Source organism: Streptococcus anginosus, assembly GCF_900636475.1.
Taxonomy (GTDB): domain Bacteria; phylum Bacillota; class Bacilli; order Lactobacillales; family Streptococcaceae; genus Streptococcus; species Streptococcus anginosus.
The window spans coordinates 1,220,236-1,241,167 of record NZ_LR134283.1 but is presented as its reverse complement, the minus strand read 5'-3'; the positions used below and the strand labels follow the sequence as shown (position 1 = coordinate 1,241,167).

General features: G+C 42.2%; 17 protein-coding genes, 2 tRNA genes and 3 rRNA genes. 19 read left to right on the top strand and 3 right to left on the bottom strand.

The window, feature by feature from the left end; genetic code table 11:
- Positions 1–149 precede the first annotated feature (149 nt).
- From EL079_RS06065 to EL079_RS06045, 5 genes are all read left to right on the top strand, one after another.
- Positions 150–1,705: ribosomal RNA gene (locus EL079_RS06065) — 16S ribosomal RNA — on the top strand.
- Between the two features lie 54 nt (positions 1,706–1,759).
- Positions 1,760–1,832 (top strand) — tRNA-Ala (locus EL079_RS06060).
- A 264-nt stretch (positions 1,833–2,096) separates the two neighbouring features.
- Positions 2,097–4,997: ribosomal RNA gene (locus EL079_RS06055) — 23S ribosomal RNA — on the top strand.
- 245 nt (positions 4,998–5,242) lie between these two features.
- Positions 5,243–5,358: ribosomal RNA gene (gene rrf / locus EL079_RS06050) — 5S ribosomal RNA — on the top strand.
- Together the 16S, 23S and 5S rRNA genes with 2 tRNA genes alongside form the textbook arrangement of a ribosomal RNA operon.
- 5 nt (positions 5,359–5,363) lie before the next feature.
- A tRNA-Asn gene (locus tag EL079_RS06045) sits at positions 5,364–5,437 on the top strand.
- 603 nt (positions 5,438–6,040) lie between these two features.
- Here EL079_RS06045 and EL079_RS06040 read toward each other — a convergent pair.
- Positions 6,041–7,390, bottom strand: coding sequence for an aspartate kinase (locus EL079_RS06040; protein ID WP_004224959.1), 1,350 nt, complete (start codon positions 7,388–7,390; stop codon positions 6,041–6,043).
- 167 nt (positions 7,391–7,557) lie between these two features.
- Between EL079_RS06040 and EL079_RS06035 the strand changes: the two genes are divergently transcribed.
- The 14 genes from EL079_RS06035 (at position 7,558) to EL079_RS05970 (ending at position 18,971) form a co-directional block, all read left to right on the top strand.
- On the top strand, positions 7,558–8,349 hold the full coding sequence (locus EL079_RS06035; RefSeq protein ID WP_003033087.1) for an enoyl-CoA hydratase: 792 nt from the start codon (positions 7,558–7,560) through the stop codon (positions 8,347–8,349).
- Between the two features lie 91 nt (positions 8,350–8,440).
- The gene (gene fabT, locus EL079_RS06030; RefSeq protein ID WP_004225007.1) at positions 8,441–8,875 is read left to right on the top strand and encodes a fatty acid biosynthesis transcriptional regulator FabT; all 435 of its coding nucleotides are present in this window, start codon (positions 8,441–8,443) and stop codon (positions 8,873–8,875) included.
- Positions 8,875–9,849: a beta-ketoacyl-ACP synthase III gene (locus EL079_RS06025; RefSeq protein ID WP_004224982.1), complete on the top strand. Its 975-nt coding sequence runs from the start codon at positions 8,875–8,877 to the stop codon at positions 9,847–9,849. The genes fabT and EL079_RS06025 overlap by 1 nt, the downstream gene beginning before the upstream one ends.
- Positions 9,850–9,902: 53 nt before the next feature.
- Positions 9,903–10,127, top strand: a complete 225-nt coding sequence (locus tag EL079_RS06020; protein ID WP_003026017.1) for an acyl carrier protein — start codon at positions 9,903–9,905, stop codon at positions 10,125–10,127.
- Between the two features lie 212 nt (positions 10,128–10,339).
- The gene (fabK, locus tag EL079_RS06015; protein ID WP_004225001.1) at positions 10,340–11,314 is read left to right on the top strand and encodes an enoyl-[acyl-carrier-protein] reductase FabK; all 975 of its coding nucleotides are present in this window, start codon (positions 10,340–10,342) and stop codon (positions 11,312–11,314) included.
- Positions 11,307–12,233 (top strand): ACP S-malonyltransferase, encoded by a 927-nt coding sequence (fabD, locus tag EL079_RS06010; RefSeq protein ID WP_003033078.1) that lies wholly within the window; start codon positions 11,307–11,309, stop codon positions 12,231–12,233. The genes fabK and fabD overlap by 8 nt, the downstream gene beginning before the upstream one ends.
- 2 nt (positions 12,234–12,235) lie before the next feature.
- The gene (gene fabG / locus EL079_RS06005; RefSeq protein WP_003033081.1) at positions 12,236–12,970 is read left to right on the top strand and encodes a 3-oxoacyl-[acyl-carrier-protein] reductase; all 735 of its coding nucleotides are present in this window, start codon (positions 12,236–12,238) and stop codon (positions 12,968–12,970) included.
- Between the two features lie 62 nt (positions 12,971–13,032).
- The gene (fabF, locus tag EL079_RS06000; RefSeq protein WP_003033777.1) at positions 13,033–14,265 is read left to right on the top strand and encodes a beta-ketoacyl-ACP synthase II; all 1,233 of its coding nucleotides are present in this window, start codon (positions 13,033–13,035) and stop codon (positions 14,263–14,265) included.
- Positions 14,266–14,745: an acetyl-CoA carboxylase biotin carboxyl carrier protein gene (gene accB, locus EL079_RS05995; protein ID WP_004224978.1), complete on the top strand. Its 480-nt coding sequence runs from the start codon at positions 14,266–14,268 to the stop codon at positions 14,743–14,745.
- Positions 14,742–15,164 carry a 3-hydroxyacyl-ACP dehydratase FabZ gene (gene fabZ, locus EL079_RS05990; protein WP_003043557.1) on the top strand — a complete coding sequence of 141 codons (423 nt, stop codon included), beginning with the start codon at positions 14,742–14,744 and terminating at the stop codon, positions 15,162–15,164. Before accB ends, fabZ begins: the two co-directional genes overlap by 4 nt.
- A gap of 16 nt (positions 15,165–15,180) precedes the next feature.
- Positions 15,181–16,548 (top strand): acetyl-CoA carboxylase biotin carboxylase subunit, encoded by a 1,368-nt coding sequence (locus EL079_RS05985; protein ID WP_004224972.1) that lies wholly within the window; start codon positions 15,181–15,183, stop codon positions 16,546–16,548.
- Positions 16,549–16,568: 20 nt separating this feature from the next.
- Positions 16,569–17,432, top strand: a complete 864-nt coding sequence (accD, locus tag EL079_RS05980; RefSeq protein WP_004224967.1) for an acetyl-CoA carboxylase, carboxyltransferase subunit beta — start codon at positions 16,569–16,571, stop codon at positions 17,430–17,432.
- The gene (locus EL079_RS05975) at positions 17,429–18,199 is read left to right on the top strand and encodes an acetyl-CoA carboxylase carboxyl transferase subunit alpha (RefSeq protein WP_003025997.1); all 771 of its coding nucleotides are present in this window, start codon (positions 17,429–17,431) and stop codon (positions 18,197–18,199) included. Before accD ends, EL079_RS05975 begins: the two co-directional genes overlap by 4 nt.
- Before the next feature lie 112 nt (positions 18,200–18,311).
- A complete protein-coding gene (locus tag EL079_RS05970) occupies positions 18,312–18,971 on the top strand; it encodes a VTT domain-containing protein (RefSeq protein ID WP_004225010.1) in 660 nt (219 codons plus the stop codon).
- A gap of 40 nt (positions 18,972–19,011) precedes the next feature.
- Here the strand turns inward: EL079_RS05970 and serS are convergent, their stop codons facing one another.
- Together serS and EL079_RS05960 are read right to left on the bottom strand one after the other, a co-directional pair.
- On the bottom strand, positions 19,012–20,289 hold the full coding sequence (gene serS / locus EL079_RS05965) for a serine--tRNA ligase (protein ID WP_004224989.1): 1,278 nt from the start codon (positions 20,287–20,289) through the stop codon (positions 19,012–19,014).
- Between the two features lie 212 nt (positions 20,290–20,501).
- A complete protein-coding gene (locus EL079_RS05960; protein ID WP_004224994.1) occupies positions 20,502–20,873 on the bottom strand; it encodes a DUF956 family protein in 372 nt (123 codons plus the stop codon).
- Between the last annotated feature and the right edge of the window lie 59 nt (positions 20,874–20,932).

Here is a 20,932-nt window from a genome sequence, read left to right as displayed (position 1 = left end):
TAAGATAGTTGTCGCTTGAGTGGCGACAAAGACCTTTGAAAACTGAACAAGACGAACCAATGTGCAGGCGACTGTTTAAAGACAGTCCGTCAAACATTAAGAAGAAACAATAAATCTGTCAGTGACAGAAATGAGTGAGAGCTCAAACTTTATATGAGAGTTTGATCCTGGCTCAGGACGAACGCTGGCGGCGTGCCTAATACATGCAAGTAGGACGCACAGTTTATACCGTAGCTTGCTACACCATAGACTGTGAGTTGCGAACGGGTGAGTAACGCGTAGGTAACCTGCCTATTAGAGGGGGATAACTATTGGAAACGATAGCTAATACCGCATAACAGTATGTAACACATGTTAGATGCTTGAAAGATGCAATTGCATCGCTAGTAGATGGACCTGCGTTGTATTAGCTAGTAGGTAGGGTAATGGCCTACCTAGGCGACGATACATAGCCGACCTGAGAGGGTGATCGGCCACACTGGGACTGAGACACGGCCCAGACTCCTACGGGAGGCAGCAGTAGGGAATCTTCGGCAATGGGGGGAACCCTGACCGAGCAACGCCGCGTGAGTGAAGAAGGTTTTCGGATCGTAAAGCTCTGTTGTTAAGGAAGAACGAGTGTGAGAATGGAAAGTTCATACTGTGACGGTACTTAACCAGAAAGGGACGGCTAACTACGTGCCAGCAGCCGCGGTAATACGTAGGTCCCGAGCGTTGTCCGGATTTATTGGGCGTAAAGCGAGCGCAGGCGGTTAGAAAAGTCTGAAGTGAAAGGCAGTGGCTCAACCATTGTAGGCTTTGGAAACTGTTTAACTTGAGTGCAGAAGGGGAGAGTGGAATTCCATGTGTAGCGGTGAAATGCGTAGATATATGGAGGAACACCGGTGGCGAAAGCGGCTCTCTGGTCTGTAACTGACGCTGAGGCTCGAAAGCGTGGGGAGCGAACAGGATTAGATACCCTGGTAGTCCACGCCGTAAACGATGAGTGCTAGGTGTTGGGTCCTTTCCGGGACTCAGTGCCGCAGCTAACGCATTAAGCACTCCGCCTGGGGAGTACGACCGCAAGGTTGAAACTCAAAGGAATTGACGGGGGCCCGCACAAGCGGTGGAGCATGTGGTTTAATTCGAAGCAACGCGAAGAACCTTACCAGGTCTTGACATCCCGATGCTATTTCTAGAGATAGGAAGTTTCTTCGGAACATCGGTGACAGGTGGTGCATGGTTGTCGTCAGCTCGTGTCGTGAGATGTTGGGTTAAGTCCCGCAACGAGCGCAACCCTTATTGTTAGTTGCCATCATTAAGTTGGGCACTCTAGCGAGACTGCCGGTAATAAACCGGAGGAAGGTGGGGATGACGTCAAATCATCATGCCCCTTATGACCTGGGCTACACACGTGCTACAATGGCTGGTACAACGAGTCGCAAGCCGGTGACGGCAAGCTAATCTCTGAAAGCCAGTCTCAGTTCGGATTGTAGGCTGCAACTCGCCTACATGAAGTCGGAATCGCTAGTAATCGCGGATCAGCACGCCGCGGTGAATACGTTCCCGGGCCTTGTACACACCGCCCGTCACACCACGAGAGTTTGTAACACCCGAAGTCGGTGAGGTAACCGTAAGGAGCCAGCCGCCTAAGGTGGGATAGATGATTGGGGTGAAGTCGTAACAAGGTAGCCGTATCGGAAGGTGCGGCTGGATCACCTCCTTTCTAAGGAAAAAACGGAAGCCATTGGTCGTCATGTTTAGTTTTGAGAGGTCTTGTGGGGCCTTAGCTCAGCTGGGAGAGCGCCTGCTTTGCACGCAGGAGGTCAGCGGTTCGATCCCGCTAGGCTCCATTAGGATAGAATCCTACTGAACTTAATAAAGAAGTGAAGTTGAATACGAGACTAACTTCTTAGGAAAAAAGATAAACTTCCTTGTGTTCATGGAACACAGCGTCAGTTTCCTATTTTTCTACAGAAGTTTTCGCAAGCGAACCGTCTCTTACTATCCTAAATTTAGCACATTGAAAATTGAATAACGATATCAAATAGTAACAAGAAAATAAACCGAAAACGCTGTGAATATTAATGAGTATATGACTGAGAGGTCAAAAATAAGGTTAAGTTAGTAAGGGCGCACGGTGGATGCCTTGGCACTAGGAGCCGAAGAAGGACGTGACAAACGACGAAATGCCTTGGGGAGCTGTAAGTAAGCGTAGATCCAGGGATGTCCGAATGGGGGAACCCAACAGGTAGATGCCTGTTACCCGTATCTGTTAAGGATATGAGGAGGAAGACGCAGTGAACTGAAACATCTAAGTAGCTGCAGGAAGAGAAAGCAAAAGCGATTGCCTGAGTAGCGGCGAGCGAAAGGGCAAGAGGGCAAACCGAGAAGTTTACTTCTCGGGGTTGTAGGACTGCGATGTGGACTTAAAGATTATAGAAGAAGACCTTGGGAAAGGTTGCCAGAGAGAGTAAGAGCCTCGTATTTTAAATAGTCTTTATACCTAGCAGGATCCTGAGTACGGCGGGACACGAGGAATCCCGTCGGAAGCTGGGAGGACCATCTCCCAACCCTAAATACTCCCTAGTGACCGATAGTGAACCAGTACCGTGAGGGAAAGGTGAAAAGCACCCCGGGAGGGGAGTGAAAGAGAACCTGAAACCGTGTGCCTACAACAAGTTCGAGCCCGTTAATGGGTGAGAGCGTGCCTTTTGTAGAATGAACCGGCGAGTTACGTTATGATGCGAGGTTAAGTTGAAGAGACGGAGCCGTAGGGAAACCGAGTCTGAAGAGGGCGCATAGTATCATGATGTAGACCCGAAACCATGTGACCTACCCATGAGCAGGTTGAAGGTGAGGTAAAACTCACTGGAGGACCGCACCAGGGCACGTTGAAAAGTGCTTGGATGACTTGTGGGTAGCGGAGAAATTCCAAACGAACTTGGAGATAGCTGGTTCTCTCCGAAATAGCTTTAGGGCTAGCGTCGACAGAAAGATTCTTGGAGGTAGAGCACTGTTTGGGTGAGGGGTCCATCCCGGATTACCAATCTCAGATAAACTCCGAATGCCAATGAATTATGGTCGGCAGTCAGACTGCGAGTGCTAAGATCCGTAGTCGAAAGGGAAACAGCCCAGACCACCAGCTAAGGTCCCAAAATAATTGTTAAGTGGAAAAGGATGTGGGGTTGCACAGACAACTAGGATGTTAGCTTAGAAGCAGCTATTCATTCAAAGAGTGCGTAATAGCTCACTAGTCGAGTGACCCTGCGCCGAAAATGTACCGGGGCTAAAACAATTTACCGAAGCTGTGGATCCTTTAGGGGATGGTAGGAGAGCGTTCTATGTGTGGTGAAGGTGTACCGTGAGGAGCGCTGGAACGCATAGAAGTGAGAATGCCGGTATGAGTAGCGCAAGACAGGTGAGAATCCTGTCCACCGTAAGACTAAGGTTTCCAGGGGAAGGCTCGTCCGCCCTGGGTTAGTCGGGACCTAAGGAGAGACCGAAAGGTGTATCCGATGGCCAACAGGTAGAGATTCCTGTACTAGAGTATAGAGTGAAGGAGGGACGCAGTAGGCTAACTCAAGCGTGCGAATGGAAGAGCACGTCTAAGCAGTGAGGTGTGATAGGAGTCAAATGCTTCTATCTGTAACATTGAGCTGTGATGGGGAGCGAAGTTTAGTAGCGAAGTGAGCGACGTCACACTGCCAAGAAAAGCTTCTAGCGTTAATTTATACTCTACCCGTACCGCAAACCGACACAGGTAGTCGAGGCGAGTAGCCTCAGGTGATCGAGAGAACTCTCGTTAAGGAACTCGGCAAAATGACCCCGTAACTTCGGGAGAAGGGGTGCTCAGTGTAACTGAGCCGCAGTGAATAGGCCCAAGCAACTGTTTATCAAAAACACAGCTCTCTGCTAAATCGTAAGATGATGTATAGGGGGTGACGCCTGCCCGGTGCTGGAAGGTTAAGAGGAGTGCTTAGCGGTAACGCGAAGGTATGAATTGAAGCCCCAGTAAACGGCGGCCGTAACTATAACGGTCCTAAGGTAGCGAAATTCCTTGTCGGGTAAGTTCCGACCCGCACGAAAGGCGTAATGATTTGGGCACTGTCTCAACGAGAGACTCGGTGAAATTTTAGTACCTGTGAAGATGCAGGTTACCCGCGACAGGACGGAAAGACCCCATGGAGCTTTACTGCAGTTTGATATTGAGTGTCTGTGCCACATGTACAGGATAGGTAGGAGCCAAAGAGATCGGGACGCCAGTTTCGATGGAGGCGATGTTGGGATACTACCCTTGTGTTATGGCCACTCTAACCCGGATAGGTGATCCCTATCGGAGACAGTGTCTGACGGGCAGTTTGACTGGGGCGGTCGCCTCCTAAAGAGTAACGGAGGCGCCCAAAGGTTCCCTCAGATTGGTTGGAAATCAATCGCAGAGTGTAAAGGTATAAGGGAGCTTGACTGCGAGAGCTACAACTCGAGCAGGGACGAAAGTCGGGCTTAGTGATCCGGTGGTTCCGTATGGAAGGGCCATCGCTCAACGGATAAAAGCTACCCTGGGGATAACAGGCTTATCTCCCCCAAGAGTTCACATCGACGGGGAGGTTTGGCACCTCGATGTCGGCTCGTCGCATCCTGGGGCTGTAGTCGGTCCCAAGGGTTGGGCTGTTCGCCCATTAAAGCGGCACGCGAGCTGGGTTCAGAACGTCGTGAGACAGTTCGGTCCCTATCCGTCGCGGGCGAAGGAAATTTGAGAGGATCTGCTCCTAGTACGAGAGGACCAGAGTGGACTTACCGCTGGTGTACCAGTTGTTCTGCCAAGAGCATCGCTGGGTAGCTATGTAGGGAAGGGATAAACGCTGAAAGCATCTAAGTGTGAAACCCACCTCAAGATGAGATTTCCCATAACGTTATGTTAGTAAGAGCCCTGAGAGAAGATCAGGTAGATAGGTTAGGAGTGGAAGTTGTGTGAGCAATGGAGCGGACTAATACTAATAGCTCGAGGACTTATCCGAGAAGAAGTAATGAGAACGTGAAGAAAAGCGTATGATTTTAGGGAATCAGCGCAGAAGTCATAGGGACTTCAAGCGGATTTATCTAAATCACTAGCTTTTTAGTTCGAATACAATTACTTAAGTAATGAAGGCAGATCTAGTAAGGATTTAGCCGGAGTACAATTTCATTGAGAAAGATAGCGTAGAGGTAAATCTTTTACAATTTGAGACGTTATTCAATTTTGAGTGTGTTAGATACTCAGCAGTTAAGTGACGATAGCCTAGGAGATACACCTGTACCCATGCCGAACACAGAAGTTAAGCCCTAGAACGCCGGAAGTAGTTGGGGGTTGCCCCCTGTGAGATATGGTAGTCGCTTAGCATTTATCCGGCATAGCTCAGTTGGTAGTAGCGCATGACTGTTAATCATGATGTCGTAGGTTCGAGTCCTACTGCCGGAGTTGATATATGATAGAAGCCTTGATATAATCAGGCTTCTTTTTTTGCGATTTTGTTCAAATAGAATGCGGAATCTCAGGTTAAAAATATTATTTATAACACTAATTCAGGTTCTTTTCTACCATTTGTCAAGGATAATGCGGATTTTCAAATCAAAATATTTTTTGAATGAGTATTAGTGGAATATTTAAAGGATAAGTTCGAGCTGCTTTATTTTCCGAACGGATTGTATTATCTCAATCAAATTAAGATTGTTTGGTTTTTAGACTGCTCATGGATGATTATATTTTGTAATAGATTTCCAGGTGAGATGCCTGACGAGTTCACCTATAAATAATGCACTCTGGGGAGATTACGCATAGCAATCAATCAAAATTTGAAAATTTTTAGTTCGTACTCCTACCTACCCTATGCTGTTGCTTTTATCATCAGCTACTGCATCAAGATTTTGGGGTTAATATAATGCAAATGGCTGAGCAAAAAACTCAATTCATGGTCAAAGTGTAATAATCGCTTATAGCGAAAAAAGCTTAAAATCAACGTTTTAATTAATTTGATTTTAAGCTTTTTGGCTATTTTATGAATTTTTACCTAGACTCTCAATTTTATTCAAAAAAAGCTTTGTATAGTGCTTTTATAGCTGCTTTTTCTTGTTCGGAATTGATAACAATCATGATTGAAACTTCACTTGATCCTTGGGAAATCATTTGGATATTAATGTGATTATCTGATAGTGCTTTAGTTGCGGTAGCGGTCAAACCGATGTGACTTTTCATTTTTTCACCGACAATCATAATGATTGAGAGATCGTGTTCGATTTCTGCGTGGTCGACTTCTAACTTTTGTCTTAATTGACGAAGAATTTCTTCCTCTTTAATGGGGGTTAATTCACGATCCCGAAGAATAATAGATAAGTCATCGATACCGGTAGGCATGTGCTCCCAGCGGATATTTAGATCTTCCAATATTTGCAGAACTTTTCTACCAAAACCGATTTCACGGTTCATGAGGTATTTAGACATGTTAATACTGGTGAAATGGGCATCTGCAGCAATACCTACTACAGGGAAGTCCCTGTTGCTGTGCTTTAAAACAATTTTTGTACCAGGATGAGTAGGGTTATTTGTATTTTTAATAACGAGTGGAATTTTCCCACGGTAAGCTGGAATGAGTGCTTCGTCATGTAATACAGTAAAACCTGCATAAGCTAATTCGCGCATTTCTCGATAAGTTAATTCTGGAATGGAGTGTGGCATGTGGATAATGCCAGGGTGTGCTGCAAAAATACCATCAACATCTGTAAAATTTTCATAAAGATCAGCTTTTACACCTGCAGCAATAATAGAGCCAGTAATATCAGACCCACCACGTGAAAAGGTGCAAATCTGGTCGTCTTTTGTTACTCCAAAGAATCCTGGTATAATCAATACTTCATCAGCTTCATTTAATTCTTCGATTTTATCATAACTGGAAGGGAGAAGTCGAGCATTTCCTGGTTCGCTGGATACAATGAGTCCTGCTTCTCTAGGGTGAACATAACGAGCATCTACGCCATTTTGTATAAAATAAGCCGCAATGAGTTTCGCATTGTTATTTTCACCTGCAGCAAGAAAAGTATCGTACAAGAACTTATTATTTTCGATAGGAAGGCTTGCGAGCTTTTGGAAACTTTTTGAAATTCTCTCTAGAATATTTGGTTTGAGTTGCAGTTCTAACGCCATATCTCGATAACGCTGAATAATCCATTGTTGGTGCTTTGTTACGTCATTACCAGCAACATAGTCTCTATAATATTTAACGAGGGCATCTGTTACCTTTGTATCCTGAGTGCTTCGCTTTCCAGGCGCAGAGACAATCACGAATCGACGTTCAGGATCAGCTTTTATAATCTGTAATACTTTTTCTAATTGACCAGCAGAGGCAAGTGAACTTCCTCCAAATTTAACAACTTTCATAAATTCTCCTATAGGCTGATTGTTTAAATTATAGCAAAATTCTGAAATCTTTTCAAATTTACTTGTGCTTACTTGCTAAAGCAAATATTTTATGTTAGAATGTAACCATATTATTTGATATTCAAATAATTTAATTGACAAAGAAAATAATTGTCGGAGGCAATTAAATGCAATTTGAAAATATTTTATATAACGTTAATGACGGTGTTGCAACATTGACTTTGAATCGCCCAGAGGTTTCCAATGGGTTTAATGTTCCCATGTGTGAAGAAATTTTAAGAGCGATAAAAATGGCTTCTGAAGATGAAGAAATCCAAATTTTGCTCATCAATGCAAATGGGAAAGTATTTTCTGTTGGCGGTGATTTGGCAGAAATGCAACGAGCGGTGGAGGCAGATGATATTCAGTCTTTGGTCAAAATTGCTGAATTGGTCAATGAAATTTCTTACTCAATGAAACAATTATCTAAGCCGGTCGTTATGAGTGTAGATGGGCCAGTCGCTGGTGCAGCAGCTAATATGGTAGTCGCCGCGGATTTCTGTATTGCAACGGATCGTTCTCGTTTTATTCAAGCTTTTGTGGGGGTAGGTCTTGCTCCTGATGCGGGTGGTCTGTATTTACTTGCTAGAGCGATTGGTGTGACGAGAGCAACTCAATTAGCAATGACAGGTGAACCGTTAAACGCAGAAAAAGCTTTAAATTATGGTCTTTTGTATAAAGTTTGTGAAGTTGAAAAGTTAGAAACTACAACGAATCAAGTGATTAAGAAGTTGAAACGTCATTCACTTAATTCTTATCGTGCTATTAAAGAATTGGTATGGAAGAGTTTGTTTACTGGTTGGGATGAGTATGCAAAACTCGAACTACAGTTGCAGAAGACATTGGCTTTCACAGAAGATTTCAAAGAAGGGGTGCGAGCTTATGCTGAGAAGCGTCGACCAAAATTTTCTGGGAAGTAAAAAAGTAGTTGCAATTTAATTTGATATTTGATATACTTTTCTAGTCAAATGTTTTGATGTTGAAAGTTTTTTGTTAGAGGAGGATAGATTTTTGGATTACCAATTGGTCAATGATTATTTAACATCTATTTTCAATAATGTATTGGTTATTGAAGAATCTAGTTTGAGAGGCAGTCGCTTCAAAGATATCTCTATCAAAGAAATGCACACGATTGATGTTGTTGGAAAAAATCCCAATGCGACTCCTAGTCGCGTAGCAAAGGAATTGATGGTGACATTAGGAACCGTAACAACTAGTTTAAATAACCTTGAAAGAAAAGGCTATATTGAACGGACACGTTCAGAAGTTGATCGTCGTGTGGTTCATCTGAATTTGACAAAAAATGGTCGCCTGATTTATCGTTTGCATAGAAGATTTCACAAGAGAATGGTTGAAAGAATCATTGAAGGAATGGATGCTGAAGAGATGAAGGTCATGGGGAAAGGGTTAACTAATCTGTATCATTTTCTAGAGGATTTGAAATAATGAACTATGCTAAAATTAGTCAAGTCGCTCATTATGCTCCGAGTCAAGTGGTTACAAATGATGATTTGGCAAAAATAATGGATACGAGCGATGAATGGATTTCAAGTCGAACAGGAATAGAGCGTCGTCATTTATCACAAATAGAATCAACGAGTGTTTTGGCTACCAAGGTGGCAGAACAATTGTTGGAAAAGGCAAACATCAATGCAGATGAGCTAGACTTTATCATTGTGGCAACTATCACCCCAGACTCTATGATGCCTTCAACGGCTGCACGAGTTCAGGCAAATATTGGTGCAAATCATGCCTTTGCATTTGACTTAACAGCGGCTTGTAGTGGTTTTATCTTCGCTCTGTCAACAGCTGAAAAGTTAATTTCTTCAGGTCGTTACCAAAAGGGTTTTGTTATAGGAAGTGAAACCTTATCAAAAGTTCTTGATTGGTCTGATCGTTCAACTGCAGTTCTTTTCGGTGATGGTGCTGGTGGTGTTTTGCTAGAGAGCTCAGAGCGGCAGCATTTTTTAGCTGAAAGTCAATATACAGACGGTTCGCGTGGGGAAAGCTTGACTTGTGGTAAGTTTGGTTTATCTTCACCTTATTCTGAAAAGGAAGAAGCGGCACCATATTTGACGATGGATGGTCGTAAAATTTTTGATTTTGCTATTCGAGATGTGGCAAAATCTATAAAAAATACGATTGAATCCAGTGATATTCAAGTGGAGGATATTGACTATTTACTATTACATCAGGCCAATATTCGTATTTTAGATAAAATGGCGAAAAAGATTGGTGCAGCGAGGGAAAAACTTCCTGCAAATATGATGGAATATGGGAATACGAGTGCAGCGAGTATTCCAATTCTTTTATCTGAGTGTGTTGAAAAAGGACTCATTCACCTTGATGGCAGTCAAACAGTTTTGCTGTCAGGATTCGGTGGAGGTTTGACATGGGGCACACTTATTGTTACAATTTAGTTATTATGTGGTAAACACATGAATATAAATATTTATTTTTAAAGGAGTCTATCATGGCAGTATTTGAAAAAGTACAAGAAATTATTGTGGAAGAACTTGGTAAGGAACCTTCAGAAGTTACTCTTGAGTCAACTTTTGATGATCTTGATGCAGATTCATTGGATTTGTTCCAAGTTATTTCAGAAATCGAAGATGCATTCGATATTCAAATTGAAACAGAAGAAGGATTGAACACAGTTGGTGACTTGGTCGCTTATGTGGAAGAAAAAACAAAATAAAAAATGAAACGGGGCTGAGAGAAGATTCTCGCCCTCTTTTAAAAAAGGTATTGAGGTAGACAGTCAATTTTGCTGGGGTGGAACGATAAAATCAATTTAAAGATGATAGGTTCCACTCCCTCTTGTTTAGGTAATAGTTTGATTTTCAAATTATACAAAGGGTATACTTGAAATGATTGAGCTATTACTTAAGCAATATAAAGGAAGGTATTATGCAAACACGGGTTACAGAATTGTTAAATATTAAATATCCTATTTTCCAGGGAGGAATGGCTTGGGTTGCTGATGGTGACTTGGCTGGTGCAGTTTCTAAAGCGGGAGGTCTTGGCATTATCGGTGGTGGTAATGCACCGAAAGAAGTTGTCAAAGCTAATATTGATAAAATTAAGTCATTGACAGACAAACCTTTTGGCGTGAATATCATGCTGTTGTCTCCTTTTGTGGAAGATATAGTTGATTTGGTCATTGAAGAAGGTGTCAAGGTTGTGACAACTGGTGCAGGAAATCCAAGTAAATATATGACTCGTTTCCACGAGGCAGGTATTACGGTCATTCCGGTGGTACCAAGTGTAGCATTGGCTAAGCGAATGGAAAAAATTGGTGCAGATGCAGTCATTGCTGAAGGAATGGAAGCAGGTGGGCATATTGGAAAATTAACCACCATGACTTTGGTTCGTCAGGTAGTTGAAGCAGTTGATATTCCTGTAATTGCAGCAGGAGGGATTGCCGATGGTCGCGGTGCAGCTGCAGGCTTTATGCTTGGTGCAGAGGCTGTTCAAGTGGGAACACGTTTCGTCGTTGCAAAAGAGTCAAATGCGCACCAAAATTATAAAAATATGATTTTGAAAGCTTGGGATATTGATACAACCATTTCTGCTCAACATTTTGGTCATGCAGTACGAGCTTTGAAAAATAAACTAACTAGAGAATTTGATCAAGCAGAAAAGGATGCTTTTAAGCAAGAAAATCCTGATTTAACTGTTTTTGAGAATTTAGGAGCGGGTGCTCTGGCAAATGCAGTTGTTCGCGGTGATGTTGAACATGGCTCTGTCATGTCAGGACAAATTGCGGGGCTTGTCAGCAAAGAAGAAACAGTTGAAGAAATTTTAAAAGATATTTACTACGGTGCAGCAGAGGTAATCCAAAAAGAAGCTAGCCGTTGGGTAGGAGTAACTAGAAATGACTAAAACAGCCTTTCTATTTGCAGGTCAGGGTGCTCAGTATCTGGGAATGGCTCGTGACCTTTACGATCAGTTTGATGTAGTGAGGGCAACCTATGATGAAGCAAGTCAAGTATTGGGCTATGATCTACGATATCTGATAGATAATGAGGAAGAAAAGCTCAACCAGACACGCCATACTCAGCCAGCAATTTTAACCACTTCGGTTGCTATTTACCGATTATTGCAAGAAAAAGGAATGCAAGCTGATATGGTAGCAGGCCTTTCTCTTGGGGAATACTCTGCCATGGTAGCAGCAGGTGCTTTGGATTTTAAAACAGCGGTTGCTTTGGTTGCGAAACGTGGTGCTTTTATGGAAGAAGCAGTTCCTGCTGGCTCTGGTAAAATGGTTGCGGTTTTAAATGCCGATTTAGCTACAATTGAAGTGGCTTGTCAAAAGGCAAGCCAGCTGGGAATTGTATCACCAGCAAATTACAATACGCCTAGTCAGATTGTCATTGGTGGCGAAGCAGAAGCGGTTGACAAAGCTGTGGAATTGTTAAAAGAAGCTGGTGTTAAGCGTCTCATCCCTTTGAATGTCTCTGGTCCATTTCATACAGCTTTGCTAAAACCTGCAAGTGATAAACTGGTAAAAGTTTTAGAAACAGTTGAATTTGCTGATTTCAAACTTCCTTTGGTAGGCAATATCAAAGCAACTGTCATGGAACAAGGACAAATTAAGGAACTCTTAACTCGTCAAGTTATGGAACCAGTTCGTTTTTATGATAGTATTGCAACGATGCAAAAAGCTGGTGTAACTAATTTTATTGAAATTGGTCCAGGTAAGGTTCTTTCTGGTTTTGTTAAAAAAATTGATAAATCAGCAAAGGTTGCTCACGTTGAAGATGTTAGAAGTTTATCTACTCTTCTAGAAAATAAGGAATAGGTATGGAACTGAAAGGTAAAAATGTTTTTATAACTGGTTCAACACGTGGAATTGGTCTTGCGATGGCACATAAGTTTGCAAGTCTAGGTTCCAACATTGTTTTAAACGGTCGCCGTGAGATTGATGAGGTGCTCGTCTCTGAATTTTCAGATTATGGTGTACAAGTGGCTTCTATCTCTGGTGATGTGTCAGATAGCACGGATGCTAAGCGGATGGTAGAAGAAGCTATCGAAAAACTTGGAAGCGTGGATATTCTAGTCAATAATGCAGGTATTACAAAAGATAAACTCATGCTAAAATTGACAGAGGAAGATTTTGAACAGGTCTTGAAAGTGAATCTTGTTGGTGCTTTTAATATGACGCAAGCGGTTTTGAAGCCAATGTCGAAAGCTCGTCAAGGTGCTGTTATCAATGTATCAAGTGTGGTTGGTTTGATTGGCAATGTCGGTCAAGCAAACTATGCGGCTTCTAAGGCTGGACTGATTGGATTTACTAAGTCTGTAGCGCGTGAAGTAGCAGCTCGCAATGTACGAGTGAATGCTATTGCGCCAGGTATGATTGAGTCAGATATGACCGATGTTTTGTCTGATAAAGTGAAAGAAGCTACGTTAGCACAAATTCCAATGAAACGCTTTGGGAATACCAGCGAAGTGGCAGAAGTGGCAGCCTTTCTAGCTCGTCAAGAGTATTTAACTGGGCAAGTCATTGCCATTGATGGCGGGTTAACCATGAGGTAGAAGATGACTAAAACGTACGAGTTTTAAGCATGTGATATATTTTCTTAATAAAGGAGTTTGAAATGAAACTAAATCGAGTTGTTGTAACAGGATATGGAGTAACTTCACCTATTGGAAACACACCCGAAGAGTTTTGGGATAGTCTAAAAGAAGGGAAGATTGGTATTGGTCCAATTACGAATTTTGATCCTAGTGTGATTGGTGTACATAATGCAGCAGAAATTAAAGATTTCCCGCTAGAAAAACATTTTGTTAAAAAAGACAAAAATCGTATGGATATGTATTCTATTTATGCCATTCATGCAGCTTTAGAAGCGTTAGAAAATGCTCATCTAGATACCGAGACAGTTGACCATGATCGATTTGGTGTCATTGTATCTAGTGGGATTGGTGGCTTAAAAGAATTGCAAGATCAAATTATCCGAATGCATGAAAGAGGAGCCAATCGTATCCAACCGCTCTTCATTCCTAAAGCACTTTCAAATATGGGAGCTGGAAATATCGCTATTCGTGTGGGAGCTAATGGGGTGTGTAAATCTATTACAACTGCTTGTGCGTCTTCTAATGATGCTATTGGAGAGGCATTCCGTGAAATCAAATTTGGTTTTCAAGATGTTATTTTAGCAGGTGGTTCTGAATGCTCTATCAACGAAATTGGCATCGGCGGTTTTGCAGCTCTTACAGCTCTGTCCACAAATGAAGATCCAAAACGTTCATCTATTCCATTTGATAAAGATCGAAATGGATTTGTAATGGGAGAAGGTGCAGGTGTTTTGGTAATTGAAAGCCTAGAACATGCTGAAAAACGTGGGGCAACGATTTTAGCAGAAATTGTGGGGTATGGAAATACTTGTGACGCTTATCACATGACAACACCATCACCAGCTGGTACAGGGGCTGCTAAAGCTATGAAACTAGCCATTGAAGAAGCAGGATTACAACCTTCAGACATTGCCTATGTGAATGCTCACGGGACCTCCACACAAGCCAATGAAAAAGGTGAAAGTCAAGCGATTGTTAGTGTTCTTGGAAAAGAAGTACCAGTTTCTTCTACGAAATCTTTCACAGGTCACCTTCTTGGTGCAGCTGGTGCAGTAGAAGCTATTGCAACGATTGAGGCAATGCGTCATAACTTTGTACCGATGACTGCAGGAACGCAAGAACTTTCAGATGATATCGAGGCGAATGTCATCTATGGTCAAGGGCAAGAACATGATATTCCGTATGCGATTTCAAATACCTTTGGCTTTGGTGGGCATAATGCTGTACTTGCATTCAAGCGCTGGGAGGCTTAAATGAATATCAATGAAATCAAAGATTTGATGGCTCAATTTGACCAATCAAGTCTGCGTGAATTTTCTTATAAAAATCAAAGTGATGAATTAACGTTCAGTAAAAATGAAAGAACAGTTGAATCAATTGCTCCTTCTGCAGAGGATTCAACAGTGAACACCAATCTTGTTTCACAAGTCGAAGTTACCCAGCCAACTGTTCCTCCAATTGTGGAGGAAACCATTAGTCCAGAAATACCCATAGCTGAAGGCGATGTAGTAGAAAGTCCATTGGTTGGAGTTGCTTATCTTGCTTCAGGTCCTGATAAACCTTCTTTTGTTTCCGTTGGCGACCAAGTGAAGAAGGGGCAAACCTTGATGATTATTGAGGCCATGAAAGTGATGAATGAGGTTCCGTCACCTAAGGACGGTATTGTGACAGAAATTCTTGTCCAAAACGAAGAAATGGTCGAATTTGGGAAAGGTTTGGTGCGGATTAAATGATTGATATCAATGCGATAAAAGAAGCTCTTCCACATCGTTACCCTATGCTATTGGTTGACCGTGTGCTGGAAGTGAAAGAAGATGAGATTGTAGCGCTTAAAAATGTTACAATCAATGAGCCTTTCTTTAACGGTCATTTTCCTGAATATCCTGTCATGCCAGGAGTTCTCATTATGGAGGCTTTGGCTCAAACAGCCGGTGTTTTGGAATTGTCCAAGGAGGAAAATAAGGGGAAATTGGTCTTTTATGCCGGAATGGACAAGGTGAAATTTAAAAAACAAGTTGTTCCTGGTGATCAGCTCATCATGACAGCGAAGTTTGTGAAGCGTCGTGGTACCATTGCGGTTGTGGAAGCGAAAGCAGAAGTTGACGGGAAGTTGGCAGCGAGTGGTACTTTAACTTTTGCCCTCGGACAATAAAAAAGGAGATTTCACCATGTTTCGTAAGATTTTAATTGCCAACCGTGGGGAAATTGCGGTCAGAATTATTCGGGCAGCTAGAGAGTTAGGGATTGCGACAGTAGCAGTCTATTCTACTGCTGACAAAGAAGCTCTCCATACTTTACTGGCAGATGAAGCGGTTTGTATAGGTCCAGCAAAGTCGACAGAATCCTACCTCAATATGAATGCGGTTCTTTCTGCCGCAGTTTTGACTGGAGCAGAGGCAATTCATCCAGGCTTTGGTTTTTTGAGTGAGAATTCTAAGTTTGCGACGATGTGCGAGGAAGTTGGTATTAAATTTATCGGTCCTTCGGGAGCGGTAATGGATTTAATGGGTGATAAAATCAATGCGCGTGCTCAGATGATTAAGGCTAATGTGCCTGTAATCCCAGGTTCTGATGGCGAAGTTCATACGTCAGACGAAGCACTTGCGGTTGCAGAAAAAATCGGTTATCCAGTCATGTTGAAAGCTTCTGCTGGCGGTGGTGGCAAAGGCATTCGGAAGGTTGAAAAAGCAGAAGATTTAGTAGCTGCTTTTGAATCGGCTTCTAGCGAAGCCAAGGCGGCTTTCGGAAATGGTGCCATGTATATGGAGCGGGTTATTTATCCAGCTCGGCATATTGAAGTCCAAATTTTGGCTGACCAACATGGTCATGTTGTCCACTTAGGCGAGCGTGATTGTTCACTTCAAAGAAATAATCAAAAAGTGCTGGAAGAAAGTCCGTCGGTTGCGATTGGCAAAACGCTTCGTCAGAAGATTGGGGAAGCAGCTGTTCGAGCTGCAAAATCTGTCGGATATGAAAACGCTGGAACGATTGAATTCTTATTTGATGAAGGCAAAAGAGAATTTTATTTCATGGAAATGAATACTCGTGTCCAAGTGGAGCATCCGATAACGGAATTTGTAACGGGGGTGGACATTGTTAAGGAGCAAATCAAAATTGCTGCGGGGCAAGAGCTGCCTTTTAACCAAGAAGATATTCATATAACAGGTCACGCGATTGAATGCCGAATCAATGCAGAAAATCCTGCATTTAACTTTGCACCAAGTCCGGGAAAGATTTCCAATCTCTATCTACCGAGTGGGGGAGTGGGGTTGCGTGTGGATTCTGCAGTTTATCCTGGCTACACGATTCCGCCGTATTATGACAGCATGATTGCCAAGATTATTGTTCATGGTGAAAATCGCTTTGATGCATTAATGAAAATGCAGCGTGCGCTCTATGAATTAGAAATCGACGGCGTTGTGACAAATAGCGGTTTTCAGTTAGATTTGATTTCAGACCCACATGTCATTGCTGGCGATTATGATACAGCTTTTCTTATGGAGAAATTTTTACCAGCTTATCAAAAGAAAAAGTAGAGGAGTAAAGGATATAAGTCATGGCTTTGTTTTCCAAAAAGGATAAGTATATTCGGATCAATCCAAACCGTTCCAGTCGTGAAAAACCTCAAGTAAAACCAGAGTTTCCGGATGAACTGTTTTCAAAATGTCCAGGATGTAAGCATATCATTTACCAAAAAGATTTGGGAAGTGAACGGATTTGCCCGCAATGTGGCTATACGTTTCGTATTTCAGCTTTTGAACGCCTCAATTTAACGGTAGATGCCAATAGTTTTGAGGAATTATTTACAGGAATTGAAACATCAGACCCCTTGAAGTTTCCTAAATATCGTGAAAAATTAAGAACTGTCCGTGAAAAAACAGGTTTGGATGAAGCGATACTAACAGGAATTGCGACAATCGGTGGTCAAAAAACTGCACTGGGGATCATGGATTCCAATTTTATCATGGCTTCTATGGGAACGGTCGTTGGAGAAAAGATTACCCGCCTTTTTGAATATGCTACAGAACATCAGTTGCCAGTCACTTTGTTCACAGCTTCTGGTGGCGCTCGTATGCAAGAAGGCATTATGAGTTTGATGCAAATGGCTAAAGTATCCGCAGCGGTGAAACGCCATTCTAATGCTGGCTTGTTTTATTTGACGATTTTGACAGATCCGACCACGGGTGGGGTGACGGCTTCTTTTGCCATGGAAGGAGACATCATTTTGGCTGAGACACAAGCGCTCGTTGGTTTTGCAGGCCGCCGAGTAATTGAAACGACTGTTCGTGAAAAATTGCCTGATGATTTTCAAAAGGCGGAATTTTTGCTAGAGCATGGATTTGTAGATGCCATTGTCAAACGCTTGGAATTGCGCTCCACCATTGCAATGCTCTTGGCTTTCCATGGAGGTGAACAATGACAAAGATTACCCGAATTATTAAAGAAGCACGAGATCAGGCGCGGTTGACAGCTTTGGATTTTGCACAAGGAATTTGCGAGAATTTTATTGAATTACATGGCGATCGTTCTTTTCGAGATGACGGAGCGGTTATCGGTGGAATCGGAACTTTAGATGGTCAGCCTATCACCGTTGTTGGGATTCAAAAAGGACGCAATCTACAGGATAATTTGCAACGGAATTTTGGACAACCTCATCCAGAAGGTTATCGAAAGGCACTTCGCTTGATGAAGCAGGCAGAGAAATTTGGTCGTCCTGTCGTTACGTTTATCAATACAGCCGGTGCTTATCCGGGAGTTGGGGCTGAAGAGCGCGGTCAAGGAGAAGCTATTGCGCGTAATTTGCTCGAGATGAGCGATTTAAAGGTGCCGATTATCGCTATTATTATCGGTGAAGGCGGATCTGGAGGAGCGCTAGCTTTAGCTGTTGCAGACAAGGTCTGGATGCTAGAAAATTCAATTTACGCAGTGCTTAGTCCCGAAGGTTTTGCTTCTATCTTGTGGAAAGACGGCAGTCGTGCTATGGAAGCTGCAGAACTCATGAAAATCACTTCTCATGAGCTTCTTGATATGGGAGTAGTGGACAAGGTGATTCCAGAAGCAGGGCTTAGCAATCAGGATTTATTGTATGCTGTGAAACAAGAAATAGTCGCTGAATTAGCAAATTTGTCTCAACTACCACTTGAACAACTTTTAGAAGCACGTTACCAACGATTTCGAAAATACTAATAAAAATCAGAAGTGGATTGGCTTGTACCGTTCACTTCTGTTTTTTTATTTTTAAAATACGCCTTTCTGTGATATTTTCTGCTATAATAGAGAATGGACAAAAGGAGAAGAGATGTTTATTATTGATTTTATCTTGCATATTGATGCACACATTTATAATATTGCTCATGCTGTAGGTGGCTGGACGTATTTGATTTTGTTTTTGGTAATTTTTATTGAGACAGCTGCGGTAGTATTTCCATTCTTGCCGGGAGACAGCTTACTTTTTGCTGCAGGTGCTCTATCAGCTAATCCAGCAATGCATTTTAATGTTCTACTTTTTATGCTTCTATTTTTTGTGGGAGCTTTTGTTGGCGATACCTGTAATTTCTTCATTGGCAGAACCTTGGGTTATCGTTTTGTACATTATAAATTTTTCAGCAAGTTGATAAAAGAAGAGAATATCAAAGAAGCAGAGGTATATTTTGAAAAACATGGCTCCTCTTCCATTATTTTAGGACGTTATATTCCTATTATTCGCACCTTTGTGCCTTTTGTAGCAGGTATTAGCCAATTCCCTGTTCAGTCTTTTCTGAAACGAGCTTTTATTGCTGCTTTGTCTTGGTCTTTGATTGCGACAGGGGCAGGCTATCTTTTTGGGAATATTCCCTTTGTGAAAACTCATTTTTCGGCGATTATTTTGGGAATTGTCATTGTCACCTTACTCCCAACTGTGATAAGTGTGGTTCGAAGTGCAATGATTAAAAAGCGAAACAATCAAATGAAGAGATAAGAAAACTCTGAGATGATTTGAAAATCTCAGAGTTTTTATGTTATTTTGGAGCAATCACTTTCACACCGCCCATGTATGGACGAAGTACTTCTGGAATAGTGACGGAGCCGTCTTCATTTTGATAATTTTCAAGAATAGCTGCAACGGTACGACCAACTGCAAGACCAGATCCATTCAAAGTGTGTAGGAGTTTGACCTTGCCATCTGCTTCGTCACGGTAACGGATTTGGGCACGACGAGCTTGGAAATCTTCGGTATTGGAACAGCTAGAAATTTCACGGTAGGTATTCTGTGCTGGAATCCAGACTTCCAAGTCGTAGGTCTTCGCTGCAGAGAAGCCCATATCCCCTGTAGAAAGTGCAACAACGCGGTAAGGAAGATTTAATTTCTGAAGGATGTTTTCGGCATTAGCGGTCATTTTTTCTAATTCTTCATAAGAATACTCTGGCTTGGCAAATTTGACCATTTCTACTTTGTGGAATTGATGCAAACGAATCAAACCACGGGTGTCACGACCGGCAGAACCAGCTTCAGAACGGAAAGACGGACTCATGGCTGTGAAATAGATTGGCAAGTCTTTTCCATCTAAAATTTCCCCACGGTAGTAGTTTGTCAAAGGAACTTCAGCAGTTGGAATGAGAACGTAATTTGTATCGCTCAATTCAAACGTATCTTCTTTGAATTTTGGATACTGACCAGTCCCAAACATAGAATCGTGATTAACCATGTAAGGAGGAATGACTTCTGTGTAGCCCTCTTTTTGATGCTCGTCTAACATGAAATTATAAATAGCGCGTTCTAGACGAGCTCCTAATCCTTTGTAAAAGAGGAAGCGAGCACCGGTTACTTTTGCCCCGCGTTCCCAGTCGAGAATATCAAGATTTTCGCCAAGATCCCAGTGAGCTTTTACATCAAAGTCAAACACACGCGGCGTCCCCCAACGGCGAACTTCTACATTATCGTCTTCGTCAGCACCTACCGGCACACTATCGTGAGGAATATTTGGCAAAGTCGTTGCAAACTCGGTTAATGTAGCGTCAATTTCTGCTAACTCTGCGTCTAATGCTTTAACTTCAGCAGATAATGTTTGCATGGCAGCAATTTTATCATCAGCATTGTCTTTATTACGTTTCGCTTGGGCAATTTCTGCTGAAACTGTGTTACGCTCAGCTTTTAAATTTTCAACCTTGACCAAGAGTTCACGGCGTTTGCTATCAAACTCTTTCATTTTATCAAGTGTTGCAGCGTCAACGCCACGAGTAGCTAATTTTTTTGCGATGATATCAAAATCTGTGCGAATGCGTTTAATATCTAACATAAGGACCTCCTAGAATAAAAATGCACCTGTGAAACTGTTGGAGTGGCAGAGCCACGGTTCCATCCAACTTCACATAAGTGCACTTGATTGTTTATGAAATTAGTATCACGGTAGAATTTCAAGCTGGCTCCCTATCTGCTCACAGCTGCCGCAGACTTTCTGAAAGAGATACTAGATTTACTTATCCGTTTCCTATGATTATACAAGAATTCTTATTTTTTTGCAAATAGATTTTTAAAAAATTGACCAATTGTTTGAATCAGTGTCGGTAGTTTAACGACTTTTTCATTACCAATATGATTTCGAGCATGTTTCAGAATGGTTCCAGCATCTTTTGAGGCAAAGAGAAATTTGCCTTTGTCAGTAAAGACTTCAAAATGACGACTAATTCGTTTGCCCGAAACATTGGCGCCAATCTGTTTGATAGTATCCCAAGGAATTTGAATGTAGTCTTCGACATTGGCATCGGCATAAAACTCGAGCGCATTATCTCCCACTAAGAATTTACCGACTTTCCCTCCAATTCCCAGATAAGAAGTTCCTGTTGTTTGAAATTCAATTTTTGTATTTTGTGACTGTGCCATGTTCAATCCTCGTTTTATCTATTATCCTCCCTATTATAGCACATTTATTGTCAATAAAA